The following is a 15,728-nucleotide window of genomic DNA, read 5'->3' as shown; positions in this document are numbered from 1 at the left end:
TACATACTTTGTCTGGCAGACATTATTCGTAAAATGCCATTCATCGTAAATAATACGTATTAATTTCGCGATAACTTTACTATTCCTTGGAAAACAAGATCGCGATCACATTTTTAAATGCAAACGACACTCTAGCAAAGCCCATGTTAACAAAGCCTTACGGAGACTATACAAACTCGTTATATTCACTACTAATCATCGCGTTAAGAACATATATCTCTGCCTAAAGCGTTAATTCTAATATAGGTTGTAACGAAACGTAAAAAGGAACCCGTGAGACTTTTCTTATATCCATACTAAGAGTATTCTTTTATCTGACGAGGGGAATTAATATCCCAAAGTCAGACGCAAGGACTACAGGTAATATGTAGTCACACTCTAACGCGGAAATAGCGCATGGTTAGCGGCTATTACGAACTATGCGATTTAACGCGTATCGTTCCTACCAGTAATAAGGATATTTGTATGGCAGTTCCAGGAATGGTTCAAAAGCTTAATGCACAGATGAATCTTGAGTTTTCTGCATCTAATCATTATTTGCGTTTGAGCGAGTGGTGCTCAGAACATCGGCTGAATGGGACCGCGACGTTTCTACGTTCACGAGCTCAGTCCAGCGTCACGCAGATGATGCGCGTGTTCGACTATATGAAGAAATCTGGCGCTTATCCGGTGGTTAAAGCTTTTGAAACTAACGAAGATAAATGCGCAACCCTTGAAGATCTTTTCCTGAAAACCCTTGAAGACCACGACCAACGAGCTTCTACACTGTCAGAATTAACTGAACAAGCCAAAGTGCTTCATGACGATAGCACCCTGACGTTCCTGAGCGCCCTGGAAGAAGAGCAGGAACAGGATGGTATCTTGCTGAAGACAATTCTGGATGAAGTTCGCAGCGCACGAAAAGCGGGTCTTTGCATTCAACAAACCGACCAGCATCTGCTGAATATCGTGACTCAACAGCATCATTAATTGATTTCAGAAGGGCGGCATCTCCGCCCTTCTTTTATGGGTATTCTGGGCCGCTTGCCCTGAAACCTCACCGCGTATTAGTGCGTTGCATCCTGTGGCGCAAACTTCAGCTCAATCAGTGCAATCGCTTTCTGAATCGCGCGCAGCGTCACCGGGTCAGCCCCTGCTGGGTGGGTGGTAAAATCGATGGATTTCAGTTGGCTCGCCATTTTTTCACGGACTTCAACCGGGGCGATAACGTCGATAACGTCGAGGATCTGTTTGATAACGAGCTGGCAGGCTACCACATCGGAAACCAGTTCATCGTTCGGGGTCAGGTTCTGAGACATTTTTTGCTCCTATTTTGCGGAGCGTAATAGTACCCTACTTTCGCAGAAGATAAAAAAACCTGCCGTGGCAGGTTTTTTTATCAGAACATAGCGCCTGGCGGTACGTCTTTGAAAGTTTTGCAGTAGTTCTCAAACATGCTTTTGAGGATTTTACGCATGCGCTGTTTCATGTTGATGCTCCGGTTTTGTTATGCAGGTGTTATTGTCTTTACGCACATAATATGACCACCATCACAAAAATCAACCGTTTTGCGACAAAAATCACATTATTTTTATCGATTGCGTTAAATTTATAAAAAATTTGTTATAGAAATCGACCACTTACCAAAACTACAAAAGCTATAAATTTTAAAAATTATTTTGATAGGGTAAAACAACCATGAGTGAGCCTCTCCAGGCCCAGGCGAGTCGCGGGGTATCCCCTGCTGCGCTGCTTGTGGCCGGTGCATTCTTTATGGAGTTCCTGGATGGTACGGTGATTGCCACCGCCCTTCCTGATATGGCGAAAACATTTGGCGTTGAAGCCGTCGACCTGAATATCGGCATCAGCGCCTATCTGATCACCCTCGCCGTACTCATCCCCGCCAGCGGCTGGATTGCGGATCGCTTCGGCGCCAGAACCATCTTCAGCCTTGCGCTGGCAATCTTCACCGTCTCTTCCGTCTTTTGTGGCCTGGCCACCAGCGCGCACAGTTTTGTGGCCATGCGTATTTTGCAAGGCGTCGGCGGTGCGCTGATGGTGCCGGTCGGGCGACTCGCTGTGCTACGCACCACGCCCAAGCACCTATTGATTACCGCCATCGCCACGCTCACCTGGCCCGCGTTAATCGCCCCCATCATTGGGCCACCGCTCGGCGGATTCATCACCAAAGTTGCCGACTGGCGCTGGATTTTCTTTATTAACGTCCCACTTGGCATCATCGCCATTCTTCTGGCGTTGAAGATAATCCCCAATATCCGTGACGATGAACGAAGACCCTTTGACCTGCCAGGATTTGTGGCAACCTCGGTCTCAATGGTGAGCCTGGTCTATGCCATGGAACTGCTGGGGGCTGAAAAATTACAAGGTGGGTTAATCGTTGGCCTGCTGGTACTTGGTGGTGTCACCTTCTATTACGCGCTGCGCCACTTCCGCAACAGCCCATGGCCAATGATTCGTATGGACGCCCTACAGGTCCCGACGTTTAAAGTCACCATGTACGGGGGATCGCTATTTCGCGCCTCCATCAGCGCCGTGCCGTTCCTGCTACCGCTGCTGTTTCAGGTGGGCTTCGGGATGGACCCGTTCCATTCCGGCCTGCTGGTGTTGGCGGTATTCGTGGGTAACCTGACGATTAAACCGGCCACCACGCCACTCATTCGCAAGCTAGGGTTCCGCCGCCTGCTGTTGATTAATGGCGCGTTAAACGTCATAGCGCTGGTTGCCTGCGCCTTCTTAACGCCGCACACACCGGTGTGGGTGATCATGCTGGTGCTCTACCTTGGCGGCGTATTCCGTTCCATTCAGTTCACCGGGGTCAGTACGCTGGCCTTTGCCGACGTACCGTCCACACAGATGAGTTATGCCAACACGTTATTCAGCACCGCCAGCCAGCTGGCTATCGGCCTTGGCATTACGCTTGGCGCTATCGGTATTCGTTTGGGTGAGAAAGTCAGCGCCGTACTGAGCCTCAGCGATGTGCCAGGCATCAGCTTCCGTCTGGCGTTCATCTTTATCGCGCTGATTTGTCTGGTGGGGATGATTGATACGCTGCACTTAACGAGGGACGCAGGCAGTTCGGTGTCGAAGAAAGTGAAGCAGTAAACCACCCGCGCAAGGAACGGTAGGCCGGATAAGGTGTTTACGCCGCCATCCGGCAATGTTCTCGGGTTCTGCCGGATGGCGCGGTATCGATGAAAGTGAAACCATTGGCCGCACCAACAAAAAACCCACGCCTGAGCGTGGGTTTTTATTTATCCGTTGAGCGTCAGGCTTACGCCAGGACCTCACGAACAAAGGCTTCGATCTCTTTGTTCTGGCAGTTTTCGAAGAAACATTCCTGGAAACGCTGACCGGAAACGGCGGTTTTCACCAGCGCCGGGTCGATAGCACGCAGAGTATCCAGATAGTTTTCTTTCACCACGGCCGCTTTCACCTGGTTCAGAATGCCGGCGTTGCGAACCTGTGGCTCTTTACGCTCTGGTGGATAGCCTTCGCCGTTACGACCGGTGAACGCTTTTTCAAACATATAGCGAACGTTCAGCTCAGCGCCCCAGCCATAGCCTTTCGCAAAGGCCAGAGACAGTGCGTTACCGTTGTTGATCTGAGCAAACAGGAAGGCGTCTGCTGGATCCAGGCAGTAACCGCACACCACGCCCGGGTGAATGTTCAGAGACATCATCGCGCCCTGACCGGTACCGCAACCGGTCACGACGAAATCGACCGCTTTGGAGTTCAGCAGGATGCTGGCCATGATACCCAGATGGATGTAGGTCAGATGATGATCGTTCTCATCGCTCATGCCCACGTTATAGACCGGGAAGCCTTTTTCATCGGCAACGGCTTTTAACTCATGATGAATAGTCGCGTTTTTGCTGGCCTGGCTATTTTCCATCATCAGTGCAATTTTCATTCTTTCCTCTCCTGAAAGCTAAGCGGGGTTATCCGCAGTCGTTCGATTAGTATCCTCACCTTACTACCAGGCAAACATACTTTCAAATTTTATGAAAAGTAGTTTTAATTTTTACTGATGGGGTCACATTTTTGCCTTTGCCGTGTAGATAAAACCTTACATAAACCATTAATTATTTACTATCACCCGGGTGAATGGTCGACTAGACTGGGTGAGTGGGCAGAAAGCCCCTGCTGTTTGTCAGCGTTTCAATGGATGAAAGCGTCACTACAAAGGAACTGATTTGTGACACAGGACTACCGAGGACTTCGCTACGCGCTGGGTCTCCTTGTTCTACTGACCCTTATGCTATTTTGTGCGCCCCGCGCTCATGCCGTGCCACCGCAAAAAATTCGCGCGGCGGCACCTATCCCCGTATGGATCCTCGATGCGGATAGTTTTGAGTTCTGGCGCGATAATCACGGCCAATTTCAGGGTTTCTACCCCGAGTTGCTGCACGCCATCAACGCGCGTTACGGTTACAACCTTACGCTGCGCCCCATCGACGGCACCACCTTTGAGCAGCGCTTCACCCATCATGACTTTGGGCTCTACGCCAGCGTGCTGCAAACGCGAGAGCACCTCAAGAACACCATCTTATCGTCGCGGTTGCTTGAGAATCCCATCGTTACCGCCAGTATCACCCGCCAGGCAAAATCCATTAGTGATATCAATAACACGCGGGTCATTTTCCGGCGTAGCGACCCGACTCAGGGACTGGTGAAGCAGGCGTATCCGGCGTTAACGTTCCAACAGATCATTGAAGTCGATAGCAGTAAAGAGGCGTTGCAGATACTTCGCAGCGGCGGCGCGGATTTCTACATCAATGAGAACCGTGAAATTGGCGGGCCTCAGTACTATTTCACGATTTCCCGACCGTTTGACTCGCTGCGTATCACCGCCTCTTTCGGCATTAGCCCCGAGCTGATTTCGCTACGTGACAATATCAACCAACTGATTAACGAATGGCAGCAGAACGGCAAGCTTCAGGCGCTGGAGGAGCAAAGCCGAATTGCCTATTTCCGTCAGCGCTTGACCATCACCCCCGACGAGCGCGCCTGGATGGCCGAAAACCGACTCACCCTGTGGTTGCCGAAAAACGAAAACTTCGCGCCGATTATCTGGCGGGATAGTCAGGGTTATCACGGCAGCGCGATCAGTCTGGTGAACGATCTTCGCGAGCTGCTGAATATTCATGTCGACGTACAGTTCGTCGATAACTATATGGCAAAAATGCAGAATGAAGATTGGCCCATCCGCCTCGCGGATATTTTTGACGTTCGCAACGGCGCGCAGATGGAGGGGCAAATTGGCCCGTTGGTCAACTGGTACAACGCCTATTACAACAAAGCAAGCGCTCCCTTTATTCTCGACGAAGAGCAGGTTCGCCATCAGCGGGTCGGCGTTATTCGCGGCTCGTTTGCCGCCTACTATTTGCGCCAGCGCTTCGGTACCGACGTCACGCTTATCGCCCGCCCCTCAATCGACGAACTGCTTGATGCCATCGACAGCAACCATATCGACTACATCCTTGGCGATTTAAGCTCGCTGGAACAGGCGCTGCGCGGCAGCGATCTTTTCCGCGGCGCGTTAAAAGTCGCTGGGATGACCCACTCCAGCTACCAGATTGGCACCTGGGTGAACATTGCCCATCCGCTGTACGCCCTGCTCTCTCAGGTACATCTTATCTCCAGCTACCGCTATCAACAGGTTCCGCCAGCCAGCGTGGTGCAGCCCGCGTCATTAAGCAAAAACGCGCTGCAAATTATCAGCGCCGGGCTTCTGGCCCTGTTGTTCTTTATTCTCAGCCTGATGCTGATGATGTGGCGACATATGAATAAAAACCGGGCCATTAACCGCAGCATTGTTGAAGCGATGGAGAAGATTAATCACGTTCACGATGATGAAACCGGCTGCCATATTCGTCGCGTGGCCGCCTACTGCAGCCTGCTTGCCGGCGCGCTCAAGCTGCCGCCGAAGCAAACCCGTGATATTGAGACGTTTGCCTCCCTACACGACATCGGAAAAATTGCCGTACCCGAGCATATCCTGCGTAAAAAGGGAAAACTTACGGACGACGAATTCAAGCAGATTCAACAACATGCCACTAAAGGATGGCGCATTGTCCAGGGGCTGGTGCTCGGTTCAGTGGCCGAAAATTTGATTCACTATCATCATGAGAAATGGGATGGCACCGGGTATCCAGAAGGGCTCGCCGGTGAAGAGATCCCGCTGGAGGCGCGTATTCTGGCGTTGGCCGATGTCTACGACGCCCTGCGGCAAAAGCGCTTTTATAAGCCAGGTTTTTCCCATGAAAGCGCCTATGAAATTATTGTTAACAGCGCCGGAACGCACTTTGACCCGACGCTGGTGAAACATTTTTGCGCGCTACACCTGCAGTTTAAGGAAATTTATGAGTCACAGAAGGATTAACCCCAGGTTATAGCGACTATTCAAAGGATTGCTTGCCGAGACGATGGCTACAATGAGGTCACGACTGATTGCGCAGAGCGAATTAATGAAAAGCCTCCTTCTTATTCCCGCCCTCCTGGCCCTGACGGCTTGTACCATTCCCCGTGCGGCGAGCGTAAGCGAAGTGGATGCCAACAGCGGCATCGTGCGCCTGACCTACGGGCAGGCCATTTTGCAAAATGCAAAAACCGATAACTATCTGGCTCAATCTGAAGCCAATAAAGCCTGCCAGCAGATAGGATACGCCACCGCCTTCTCCTACGGCCAGCCCATCACCACCTGTACCACCACCAGCGGCTCACTGTGCCTGAACGAGCATGTCACCTTGCAATACCAGTGTCGTGGCATCGCCAACGTACCGACTTCAGCCGCCTATTATTAATTTCACGCCGGTTTATTCCGGCGTTATTATTACCAATAATTTAATCGTTATATTTATGCCAATGCGTGTTATTCCCATTCGCATTATTATATAAATGTTTTTATATTTACCTTTTGCAAATAAATTAATAACAATTTATAGTGCCGCTGTAATTAACTCGTAACGTATTATTCCTGGAGCGAAAACATGCTTAAAGCGGCAATGATCGAGAAATTAAATGAGCAGATGAATCTCGAACTCTATTCTTCTCTGTTGTATCAGCAGATGAGTGCCTGGTGTAGCTTCAACAGTTTTGAAGGCGCAGCTGCCTTTTTACGCCGCCACGCGCAGGAAGAGATGACGCATATGCAGCGTCTGTTTGACTACCTGACCGATACCGGTAGCCTGCCACGCATTAATAGCATTCAGTCACCGTTTGCCGAGTACGCCTCACTGGACGAACTGTTCCGCGTCACCTACGAACATGAACAGCTGATCACCGCTCAAATCAACGAGCTGGCGCATGCGGCGATGACCAATCAGGATTACCCGACCTTTAATTTCCTGCAATGGTATGTGGCTGAGCAGCACGAAGAAGAGAAACTGTTTAAATCCGTTATCGATAAGCTGACGCTGGCGGGTAAAAGCGGTGAAGGCCTGTACTTTATTGATAAAGAGCTGGCCACGCTCGATACACAAAATTAATACTCGTGCAGCGGCGTATTACACGCCGCTGCCGATTAATGACGGCAAATTTTACTTTCGGCCGTCGTAAAGCCCGATTCCCGCGGAATAAATTTTCCTTTCTTATGCAGAAATGCGACCAGCTCGGCAGCACTCATATTTTCTGCTGAACAGGTATGAAAACGCGCCTGCTCGCCAAAGCGGGCATGGATGGCCGCTTCCAGACTTTCAATACTGTACTGTTCATCTGAATCAATCATCATATTCAGCACTTCATGACCGTGAATAGATTCCATTATTCCTCCTGTAAAAACGTCACCATAAACTGCATTTACTTTGCATGTTTTGCGCTAGCGCAGCTTTTCCCGCGCTGAATGAATACGTAAATAATTTTGTACACCCACTGTAATTCAGATTTGACGAAACGAGAGGTTTCACATACTCTGCGCGGCATCTTTAGTCGTTAATCTGTTCTGAAGTAGAGGAAAGCGTGAAAAACCGTACCCTGGGGAGTATTTTAATCGTAGCCGGCACCACGATTGGCGCAGGAATGTTGGCGATGCCGCTGGCATCCGCAGGCGTCGGTTTTGGCGTTACCGTGCTGCTGCTGGCTGGCCTGTGGGCGCTGATGTGCTACACCGCCCTGCTGTTGCTGGAAGTTTACCAGCACGTACCTGCCGACACGGGCCTCGGAACGCTGGCATTACGCTACCTCGGTCGCTATGGCCAATGGGCGACCGGTTTTAGCATGATGTTCCTGATGTATGCGCTGACCGCAGCCTACATCAGCGGCGCGGGCGAACTGCTGGCCTCCAGCCTGAGCCAGTGGTTCAGTATGGATATGCCGCCATCGCTCGGCGTACTGCTGTTTACCGCCGTCGGCGGTCTGGTGATTTGTATCGGCACCTCGCTGGTCGATCTGTTTAACCGCTTCCTATTCAGCGCCAAAATCATCTTTTTGGTCGTCATGCTGATACTGCTGCTGCCGCACATCCATAAAATCAATCTGATGACGCTGCCGCTGGAGCAAGGGCTGGCGCTCTCCGCCATCCCGGTGATCTTCACCTCGTTCGGTTTCCACGGCAGCGTGCCGAGTATTGTCAGCTACATGAACGGCGATATTCGTAAACTGCGCGGCGTGTTTGTTATCGGCAGCGCCATCCCGCTGGTCGCCTATCTGTTCTGGCAGCTTGCCACGCTCGGCAGCATTGACTCACCGGTGTTTAGCGCGCTGATGGAGCAACACACCGGCTTGAACGGTCTGCTGCTGGCCATTCGTGAAGTGGTGGCCTCACCGCACGTTGAACTCGCGGTGCATCTGTTCGCCGACCTGGCGCTGGCAACCTCATTCCTCGGCGTCGCCTTAGGGCTGTTTGACTATCTGGCCGACCTGTTCCAGCGCAAAAACAGCGTGCGCGGGCGACTGCAAACCGGGGCTATCACCTTCCTGCCGCCGCTGGCCTTTGCGCTGTTTTACCCGCGCGGCTTCGTGATGGCGCTCGGCTATGCGGGCGTCGCGCTGGCGGTACTGGCGTTGATTATTCCGTCACTGCTGACAATGCAAAGTCGTAAGCATCACCCGGAAGGTGGATACCGTGTTGCCGGCGGCAAGCCGGTGCTGTGGTTGGTTTTTGCCTGCGGGATTGCGGTGATTTTGATTCAGGCGGGAATTGCGATGGGGCTGTTACCGTCGGTGGGGTAATGATGCGTAGCCCGGCCGAGCAAAGCGACGCCGGGAATGACCCGGAGTCGGCGTAAACGCCTCGTCCGGGCTACAACATTATTTTGCGCAGCACTGCTTATATTTTTTGCCGCTGCCGCAGGGACATGGATCGTTACGTCCCACTTTCTGCTCGTTTTTAATCGGTTGTTTGACCGGCGCTTCTTTTGGGTTATCCATCCAGTAGTCGAACAGCGCCAGCGCCGCCGGGCTGATGTTATCGATGCTGTCGAGATACTGGTCGGCGGTAAAGGCACCCAGCGCTGTCGTTTTCTCTTCGTCACCGTGCAGAGCGATAGCGTCAAACGCCGCCTGCTGTTCTTCTGGCAGGCCGGACCAATCGGTCAGCGCCGCACCGCGCAGGTAGCCATAGCACCACTCTTCAGCGATGGTCAGCTCCTGGCCCTCTTCTTCACGGGTACCAAACAGCGGTTCAAACTGATCCGGGTAGTCGTTCAGGCGATCAGCGATGTCGCTCATATGCTGCAGCGTCAGGTTAACAAAACGATCGCGCTCGCGGTCGGTTGCCCAGTTCGGCACGTGGTCAGCCCCACCCCATACGGCGAACATCCACTCGGCGGGTTCAATCTCCAGTGGAGACGACAGAATCGCCGTCAGCATGCCGTCCAGTTCAGACACATCAATAATTGACGCATCGGTAGCATGCTTTGCAATTGTCTCGTCCAGCCATTCCAGTTCGCTTTCGGTTAACGGTCCCGTTTTCATACTCTTTCTCTATCGTTGTTGATGAGGCATATCATTTAAGGCGCAATGATGCAGGAGTTTGGCGTTGAACTCCAGCGTCATTGCCCTTTCCCCGACGACATTGCGCTACCGCCAAGCAGCATGCGCAGGCCAAGACCAATCATCACCACGCCGGTAAAACGTTCCTGCCACTTCAGAAAACCCGGATGCTTACCGAGCCATTCCCCAAAGCTGCCGGAGGCCATCGCCACGCTACCCAGTGAGAAGATACCGGCAAGCTTCTGGATAACACCAAAGATAAGCAGCTGTATCCAGATTGGCCCCACCGCCGGGTCGACAAACTGCGGCAAGAAGGCAAACATAAACAGCACCGATTTTGGATTGGTAAGACTGTTAATAGCCCCCTCTTTCAGCGCCTGTTTGCCGGAGATGCGCACGGTGCGCTTCAGCCGGGTATCCGTGCCGGAGGTCGCCAGCATCTTAATACCGAGCCAGATAAGGTAGGCGGCACCGACCCAACGTAGAATATCCAACGCCATCGGCCAGGCGTGGACCACCGTCACCAGTCCTAAGACCAGGAACGAGACTTGCACAAACCCGGCAATAAAGACGTTCCCCAGTACACAGAGCAGCGCAATGCGCCGACCCTGACCGATACCGCGCGCGATGGTCAGCATCATGTCCGGGCCGGGTGAGATTTCGAGCAGCGCTAGCGCGGCAAGGAAGGTTAAAAAGGTTTCGAGCGTAGGCATGATTTTTGTAAGCAGCACAGTTAAAGATACTCTGTTATAGCACGCTACGCCCCGCCCAGATACGCTTTGCGCACCTCCTGATTGCCAAGCAGCTCTTCGCCACTGCCGCTAAGGCGAATCTGGCCGTTGACCATCACGTAACCGCGGTCCGAGAGCTTCAGCGCATGGTGCGCGTTCTGCTCCACAAGAAAAATCGTCATGCCGTTGCGCGCCAGCTCGCGCAGCGTCTGGAAGATTTGTTTCACCACAATCGGCGCGAGGCCAAGGCTCGGTTCATCCAGCAACAGCAGCTTCGGGCGGCTCATCAGCGCCCGGGCAATAGCCAGCATCTGCTGCTCGCCGCCGGACATGGTCATTGCCCGCTGCTTGCGCCGCTCCTTTAAGCGGGGAAAAAGGTCGAACATGGTTTGCAGGTCTTCCGCCGCATACTGCGTTCCTACTGGGATGGTGCCCATCAGCAGGTTCTCTTCGACGGTCATATCAGGGAAAATGCGTCGTCCTTCCGGCGCCTGCGCAATACCGCCCGAGGCCACGTAGTGGGTCGATTTATGGCTGATATCGTCCCCACAGAAAAGAATTTGCCCGCCGCGAATGCGCGGCTGTCCAAAAATCGACATTAACAGGGTGGATTTCCCCGCCCCGTTGGCGCCAATCAGTGAGACCGTTTCGCCTTTATTGACCTGCAAAGAGACCTGTTTTAGCGCCTGAATCACGCCATAAAACACGTCGACATCGCGAAACTCCAGCATCGGCTCGCTCATAGGCTCACCTCGTCTTCGCTGGTGCCCAGATAAGCGGCAATCACCTTTTCATCGTTCTGAATTTGCTCCGCCCTTCCCTGCGCAATCACGTCGCCGTGGTCGAGCACGATAATGTTGTCCGATATTTCCATCACCATCCCCATATCGTGTTCAATCAGCAGCACCGTTATCGCGTGGTGCTCGCGCAGGAAGCGGATAATCTTACTCAGCGCCCGGGTTTCAACCGGGTTCAGACCCGCCGCCGGTTCATCGAGGCAAATCATCTCCGGACCGGTGCACATGGCGCGCGCAATCTCCAGACGACGCTGCTGGCCGTAGGACATCTCCCCCGCCAGCCGGTTAGCGCAGTCCACCAGATCGACAACCTCTAGCCAGTAAAAGGCGCGATCCAGCGCGTCGCTTTCCGCTCGGCGATAGGCTGGCGTATTGAGCACCCCGGCAATCAGGTTGCGGTTGACCTGCATATGCTGTGCCACCAGCAGGTTTTCAATCACCGACATTTCGCGGAACAGGCGGATATTCTGAAACGTTCGCGCCAGCCCCGCCCGGTTAACCAGATGGGTGCCGCCAAACATTTTGTAGAACAACCGCTGGCCGAACTGCGCCGGGTTAATCCAGTCACCGGGCTGAAACTTCTGCCCGAGGATCTGAATCACGTTGGTGGTTTTATTGCGGGTATTGAACAGAATCTTGCCGCCGGAGGCCTTATAAAAGCCGGTCAGGCAGTTAAATACCGTGGTTTTCCCCGCGCCGTTCGGACCAATCAGCGCGGTGATAGACCCGCGCTTAACCTCAAGGTTAACGTCGTTCAGCGCCTTAATGCCGCCAAAATGCATCATTAAGTGCTCGACGCTCAGAATCACGTCCTGGCTCATGGCGCGACTCCTTTACGCACGGCAAAACCGCTGCGGTTAATACGAATCAGGCCGCGCGGCCGCCAGATCATCATCACCACCATCAATACGCCAAACAGCAGCACGCGATATTCGGCAAAGCTGCGCAGCAGTTCCGGGGTGACGGTTAAGACAAATGCCGCCAGCACCACGCCGATGGTCGAGCCCATACCGCCCAGCACCACGATGGCGAGGATCAGCGCTGACTCAAAAAAGGTGAACGAGGTCGGATTGACGAACCCTTGATAGGTCGCGAAGAACACCCCGGCAATACCCGCCGTGGAAGCGCCGAGCGTAAACGCCGACAGCTTCACCAGCACGTGGTTAAGCCCCATTGAACGGCAGGCAATTTCATCTTCACGCAGCGCTTCCCACGCGCGGCCAATCGGCATTCGCGTCAGACGATGTTTGATGTACAGCACCAGCAGCACCACCAGAACCAGCACCGCATAGATAAAGATAAACTTGAGATTAGGGTTATAGGTGAGATGGAAAAACTCGTGGAACGGCACACCGCCCTCTTTCGCCCGACGGCCAAACTCCAGGCCGAAGAACGTTGGCGGCGGTGCCGATACGCCGTTCGGGCCACCGGTAAAGCTCAACCAGTTATTGAGCACCAGACGGATGATCTCCCCGAAGCCTAGCGTCACGATAGCCAGGTAATCACCGTGCATTCGCAGCACCGGGAAGCCAAGCAGCGCGCCGGCGGCGGCGGCCATCAGCGCCGCAATCGGCAGCATTGACCAGAAGCCCAACCCAAGATACTGATACCCCAGCGCCAGCCCGTAAGCGCCAATGGCGTAGAAGGCGACGTAGCCCAGATCGAGCAGCCCCGCCAGCCCAACCACGATGTTCAGCCCCAGACCAAGTAGCACGTAAATAAGCCCGAGGATCGCCACCGTCAGCACATATTTCGTCGCCACGAACGGGAAGCAAACCGCCAGCGCCAGTATCAGCGGGATAACCCAGCGCAGGCTGCTTTTATAGTCCGGCGAGCGGACGTACACCCCGGCGCTATCCCCCTCAAAGCGGGCGCTAAAGCGCCTGCCTATCGCAGTCATCAACAGCGCGCTTAAGGCAAAGCGCCCGATCATCACCGCCGCGACAATCCACACCAGCCGCTGGCCGTTAAAGTTGAAGCTGTAGCCGTCCAGCACCACGCCCACAATGGGGCCAAAGATAATCAGCGCCACCAGGCCTGCGAAAATCGCATCCAGCACGCAGCGCTTAAGAGAAAAACCGTCGTGTACGGCCGTTGAATGCGTCATTTTCGGCTCCTACACTTTGGCGACAATCGGGCGGCCAAGCAGCCCCTGCGGACGGAAAATCAGAATCACCACCAGCAGACCAAAGGAGAAGACGTCCTTGTAGTCGGTGTTCACCAGCCCCGAAAACTGCGCTTCGGCCACGCCAAGCAGCAGCCCGCCGAGCATCGCTCCCGGCAGCGAACCAATGCCGCCCAGCACCGCGGCGGTAAAGGCCTTAATACCGATGATAAACCCGGCATAGAAATCAAAGGTGCCGTAGTTCATGGTGATAAGCACCCCCGCCAGCCCCGCCATTGCCGCGCCGATAACGAACACCAGCGAGATAATCCGGTCAGTATTGATGCCGAGGATGGACGCCATTTTGCGATCCTGCTGCACCGCGCGGCACATGCGCCCAAGGCGGGTATGGCCGATTATCCAGGTCAACAGCAGCATGCCCGCAAACGAGGCCAGCAGAATAAAGATTTTGGTGTAGGTTATCTGCACAAAGCCTTCGCCAATATGCAGACGCAGCACGCCGTCGAGCATCGTCGGCACGCCCTGTTGACGCGGCCCCTGGCTGATTTGCGCATAGTTTTGCAGGATGAGCGACATCCCGATGGCGGAAATCAGCGGTGCCAGGCGCGTCGAGTTGCGCAGCGGTTTATAGGCGATGCGCTCAATCGTCCAGCCGTAAACCCCCGTCACCACGATGGTAAACACCAGCGTGCCCAGGATCAGCAATGGAAAAGAGTGCAGACCAAAAAAGGAGAGCAGCGCCAGACCGATGGCGCAGAGATAGGCCGATATCATATACACTTCGCCGTGCGCGAAGTTAATCATGCCGATAATGCCGTAAACCATGGTGTAACCAATGGCTATCAATCCGTAGACGGAACCTAGCGTCAATCCATTGACTAACTGTTGCAGGAAGAATGTCTCCATCATCGCTCACTCATGTTGTGCCATCTATTATTGAGCGCCGGGATGGGAGCATCCCGGCGCTGAGCGTGATTCCGTCTCGTTACTCGACTTCCTTGTACTTGCCCTGGTCATCCCATTGGTAGACCACGTAATCCGAGACCTTCAGGTCCCCTTTGCTGTCCCAGGCTTTTTTACCCATCACCGTCTCAACCGGGTTGGCTTTCAGCCAGGCGCTGGCTTTTGCAGAATCAGCACCACCGGTGGCTTTGAACGCGGCGGCAATGGCCTGAATAGAGGCGTAGGAGTAGAGGGTGTAGCCTTCCGGCTCAAATTTATTGGCACGGAATTTCTCGATAACCGCTTTGCCGTCCGGGATCAGACGAGGATCTTTGCCGAAGGTCATATAGATGCCCTTGGTGTACTGCGGCCCGCCCGCGGCGGTGACCATCTCTTCGTTGACGATGCAGTCACCGGAGAAGAATTTCGCCTGCACACCCTGCTCACGCATTTGACGCACCAGCGGGCCGGCTTCCGGGTGACAGCCACCGAAGAACACTACGTCCGGCTTCTGCGCACTAATTTTGGTCACGAGGGCGTTAAAGTCTTTTTCCCCACGCGACAGACCTTCATACATCACATCCTTGACGCCACGTTTTGCCAGCGCGGCACGAGTGGCATCGGCCAGCCCCTGACCGTAGGTGTCTTTATCGTGGATGATCACCACGCGCTTGGCCTTCAGCTTATCAATAATGAAATCGCTGGCGACGCCGCCCTGCTGGTCATCGCGGCCGCACATGCGGAACATGTCGTTCATCCCGCGTTCGGTAATGAGTGGATTGGTTGAGCCTGGAGTAATGGCAAGAATACCTGCGTCGTTATAAACCTCTGATGCGGGCATGGTGGAAGAAGAGCAGAAATGACCGACGACGGCCTGCACTTTATCCTGATCGACCAGCCGGTTGGCAACCGATACGGCCTGTTTGGGTTCGCAGGCATCATCCCCCTGCACCAGCTTAATTTTTTCGCCGTTTATCCCACCGGCAGCGTTGATATCCGCTGCCGCCTGGGTGGCACCATGCCAGTATTGATCGCCATAGGTGGCGTTAGGACCCGTGAATGGCCCCGCAACACCGATGACGATATCGGCCTGGGCGGAAAACGCCGTCACCAGACAACCTGCCAACACAAGAGAAAGCGGACTTTTTATCAATTTCAGCGACATTATTATCTACCTTAGCAAAGAGGTTTATGCATAGCGGT

Annotated in this window: 17 protein-coding genes; 6 read left to right on the top strand and 11 right to left on the bottom strand. The window is 53.7% G+C overall.

Annotated elements, in window-relative coordinates; all coding sequences use genetic code 11:
* The first annotated feature begins 465 nt into the window (after positions 1–465).
* Complete coding sequence (locus ACH1XZ_RS03175) at positions 466–969, top strand: non-heme ferritin-like protein (RefSeq protein WP_395594295.1); 504 nt, start codon at positions 466–468, stop codon at positions 967–969.
* A gap of 77 nt (positions 970–1,046) precedes the next feature.
* On the opposite strand, the gene ACH1XZ_RS03170 is transcribed toward ACH1XZ_RS03175, so the two are convergent.
* Both ACH1XZ_RS03170 and azuC read right to left on the bottom strand, forming a co-directional pair.
* Positions 1,047–1,298, bottom strand: a complete 252-nt coding sequence (locus ACH1XZ_RS03170; RefSeq protein ID WP_035897221.1) for a DUF2766 family protein — start codon at positions 1,296–1,298, stop codon at positions 1,047–1,049.
* Positions 1,299–1,378: 80 nt separating this feature from the next.
* Positions 1,379–1,468 carry a stress response protein AzuC gene (azuC, locus tag ACH1XZ_RS03165; protein ID WP_015963980.1) on the bottom strand — a complete coding sequence of 30 codons (90 nt, stop codon included), beginning with the start codon at positions 1,466–1,468 and terminating at the stop codon, positions 1,379–1,381.
* A 209-nt stretch (positions 1,469–1,677) separates the two neighbouring features.
* Between azuC and ACH1XZ_RS03160 the strand changes: the two genes are divergently transcribed.
* On the top strand, positions 1,678–3,102 hold the full coding sequence (locus ACH1XZ_RS03160) for an MFS transporter (RefSeq protein WP_395594294.1): 1,425 nt from the start codon (positions 1,678–1,680) through the stop codon (positions 3,100–3,102).
* Positions 3,103–3,271: 169 nt separating this feature from the next.
* Here the strand turns inward: ACH1XZ_RS03160 and ACH1XZ_RS03155 are convergent, their stop codons facing one another.
* Positions 3,272–3,910, bottom strand: a complete 639-nt coding sequence (locus ACH1XZ_RS03155) for an RpiB/LacA/LacB family sugar-phosphate isomerase (protein WP_035897825.1) — start codon at positions 3,908–3,910, stop codon at positions 3,272–3,274.
* A gap of 285 nt (positions 3,911–4,195) precedes the next feature.
* Between ACH1XZ_RS03155 and ACH1XZ_RS03150 the strand changes: the two genes are divergently transcribed.
* From ACH1XZ_RS03150 to ftnA, 3 genes are all read left to right on the top strand, one after another.
* A complete protein-coding gene (locus ACH1XZ_RS03150; RefSeq protein ID WP_395594293.1) occupies positions 4,196–6,382 on the top strand; it encodes an HD domain-containing phosphohydrolase in 2,187 nt (728 codons plus the stop codon).
* 85 nt (positions 6,383–6,467) lie between these two features.
* Positions 6,468–6,803, top strand: a complete 336-nt coding sequence (gene yecR / locus ACH1XZ_RS03145) for a YecR family lipoprotein (protein ID WP_395594292.1) — start codon at positions 6,468–6,470, stop codon at positions 6,801–6,803.
* 186 nt (positions 6,804–6,989) lie between these two features.
* Complete coding sequence (gene ftnA, locus ACH1XZ_RS03140) at positions 6,990–7,487, top strand: non-heme ferritin (RefSeq protein ID WP_123652219.1); 498 nt, start codon at positions 6,990–6,992, stop codon at positions 7,485–7,487.
* A gap of 35 nt (positions 7,488–7,522) precedes the next feature.
* Here ftnA and ACH1XZ_RS03135 read toward each other — a convergent pair whose 3' ends face one another.
* On the bottom strand, positions 7,523–7,762 hold the full coding sequence (locus ACH1XZ_RS03135; RefSeq protein WP_322263104.1) for a YecH family metal-binding protein: 240 nt from the start codon (positions 7,760–7,762) through the stop codon (positions 7,523–7,525).
* 254 nt (positions 7,763–8,016) lie between these two features.
* Here ACH1XZ_RS03135 and tyrP point away from each other — a divergent pair, with 254 nt between their 5' ends.
* Positions 8,017–9,168 (top strand): tyrosine transporter TyrP, encoded by a 1,152-nt coding sequence (tyrP, locus tag ACH1XZ_RS03130; protein ID WP_395594692.1) that lies wholly within the window; start codon positions 8,017–8,019, stop codon positions 9,166–9,168.
* A 78-nt stretch (positions 9,169–9,246) separates the two neighbouring features.
* On the opposite strand, the gene ACH1XZ_RS03125 is transcribed toward tyrP, so the two are convergent.
* From ACH1XZ_RS03125 to ACH1XZ_RS03095, 7 genes are all read right to left on the bottom strand, one after another.
* Positions 9,247–9,912 carry a YecA/YgfB family protein gene (locus ACH1XZ_RS03125; RefSeq protein ID WP_395594291.1) on the bottom strand — a complete coding sequence of 222 codons (666 nt, stop codon included), beginning with the start codon at positions 9,910–9,912 and terminating at the stop codon, positions 9,247–9,249.
* 77 nt (positions 9,913–9,989) lie between these two features.
* Positions 9,990–10,643 (bottom strand): LysE family translocator, encoded by a 654-nt coding sequence (locus ACH1XZ_RS03120; RefSeq protein WP_395594691.1) that lies wholly within the window; start codon positions 10,641–10,643, stop codon positions 9,990–9,992.
* Between the two features lie 44 nt (positions 10,644–10,687).
* Entirely contained in the window at positions 10,688–11,404 is a 717-nt protein-coding gene (locus ACH1XZ_RS03115) for an ABC transporter ATP-binding protein (RefSeq protein ID WP_395594290.1), read from the bottom strand.
* On the bottom strand, positions 11,401–12,279 hold the full coding sequence (locus ACH1XZ_RS03110) for an ABC transporter ATP-binding protein (RefSeq protein ID WP_395594289.1): 879 nt from the start codon (positions 12,277–12,279) through the stop codon (positions 11,401–11,403). The genes ACH1XZ_RS03115 and ACH1XZ_RS03110 overlap by 4 nt, the downstream gene beginning before the upstream one ends.
* Positions 12,276–13,565, bottom strand: coding sequence for a high-affinity branched-chain amino acid ABC transporter permease LivM (gene livM, locus ACH1XZ_RS03105; protein WP_395594288.1), 1,290 nt, complete (start codon positions 13,563–13,565; stop codon positions 12,276–12,278). The genes ACH1XZ_RS03110 and livM overlap by 4 nt, the downstream gene beginning before the upstream one ends.
* A gap of 9 nt (positions 13,566–13,574) precedes the next feature.
* Entirely contained in the window at positions 13,575–14,489 is a 915-nt protein-coding gene (locus tag ACH1XZ_RS03100; RefSeq protein ID WP_035894152.1) for an ABC transporter permease subunit, read from the bottom strand.
* Positions 14,490–14,568: 79 nt separating this feature from the next.
* Positions 14,569–15,690: a branched-chain amino acid ABC transporter substrate-binding protein gene (locus tag ACH1XZ_RS03095; protein ID WP_395594287.1), complete on the bottom strand. Its 1,122-nt coding sequence runs from the start codon at positions 15,688–15,690 to the stop codon at positions 14,569–14,571.
* Positions 15,691–15,728 lie beyond the last annotated feature (38 nt).

The sequence above is a fragment of the Kluyvera chengduensis genome (assembly GCF_044197065.1).
Taxonomy (GTDB): domain Bacteria; phylum Pseudomonadota; class Gammaproteobacteria; order Enterobacterales; family Enterobacteriaceae; genus Kluyvera; species Kluyvera ascorbata_C.
Note: the sequence above shows the minus strand (reverse complement) of the source record. Positions and strands in the feature narration are given on the sequence as shown.

Coding starts and splice junctions, on each gene's coding strand:
- ACH1XZ_RS03100 (WP_035894152.1), bottom strand. CDS start 14,489: ATGGAGACATTCTTCCTGCAACAGTTAGTCAATGGATTGACGCTAGGT.
- ACH1XZ_RS03115 (WP_395594290.1), bottom strand. CDS start 11,404: ATGAGCGAGCCGATGCTGGAGTTTCGCGATGTCGACGTGTTTTATGGC.
- ACH1XZ_RS03155 (WP_035897825.1), bottom strand. CDS start 3,910: ATGAAAATTGCACTGATGATGGAAAATAGCCAGGCCAGCAAAAACGCG.
- ACH1XZ_RS03110 (WP_395594289.1), bottom strand. CDS start 12,279: ATGAGCCAGGACGTGATTCTGAGCGTCGAGCACTTAATGATGCATTTT.
- livM (WP_395594288.1), bottom strand. CDS start 13,565: ATGACGCATTCAACGGCCGTACACGACGGTTTTTCTCTTAAGCGCTGC.
- yecR (WP_395594292.1), top strand. CDS start 6,468: ATGAAAAGCCTCCTTCTTATTCCCGCCCTCCTGGCCCTGACGGCTTGT.
- ACH1XZ_RS03160 (WP_395594294.1), top strand. CDS start 1,678: ATGAGTGAGCCTCTCCAGGCCCAGGCGAGTCGCGGGGTATCCCCTGCT.
- ACH1XZ_RS03120 (WP_395594691.1), bottom strand. CDS start 10,643: ATGCCTACGCTCGAAACCTTTTTAACCTTCCTTGCCGCGCTAGCGCTG.
- ACH1XZ_RS03095 (WP_395594287.1), bottom strand. CDS start 15,690: ATGTCGCTGAAATTGATAAAAAGTCCGCTTTCTCTTGTGTTGGCAGGT.
- ACH1XZ_RS03175 (WP_395594295.1), top strand. CDS start 466: ATGGCAGTTCCAGGAATGGTTCAAAAGCTTAATGCACAGATGAATCTT.
- ACH1XZ_RS03170 (WP_035897221.1), bottom strand. CDS start 1,298: ATGTCTCAGAACCTGACCCCGAACGATGAACTGGTTTCCGATGTGGTA.
- ACH1XZ_RS03135 (WP_322263104.1), bottom strand. CDS start 7,762: ATGGAATCTATTCACGGTCATGAAGTGCTGAATATGATGATTGATTCA.
- ACH1XZ_RS03125 (WP_395594291.1), bottom strand. CDS start 9,912: ATGAAAACGGGACCGTTAACCGAAAGCGAACTGGAATGGCTGGACGAG.
- tyrP (WP_395594692.1), top strand. CDS start 8,017: ATGTTGGCGATGCCGCTGGCATCCGCAGGCGTCGGTTTTGGCGTTACC.
- ftnA (WP_123652219.1), top strand. CDS start 6,990: ATGCTTAAAGCGGCAATGATCGAGAAATTAAATGAGCAGATGAATCTC.
- azuC (WP_015963980.1), bottom strand. CDS start 1,468: ATGAAACAGCGCATGCGTAAAATCCTCAAAAGCATGTTTGAGAACTAC.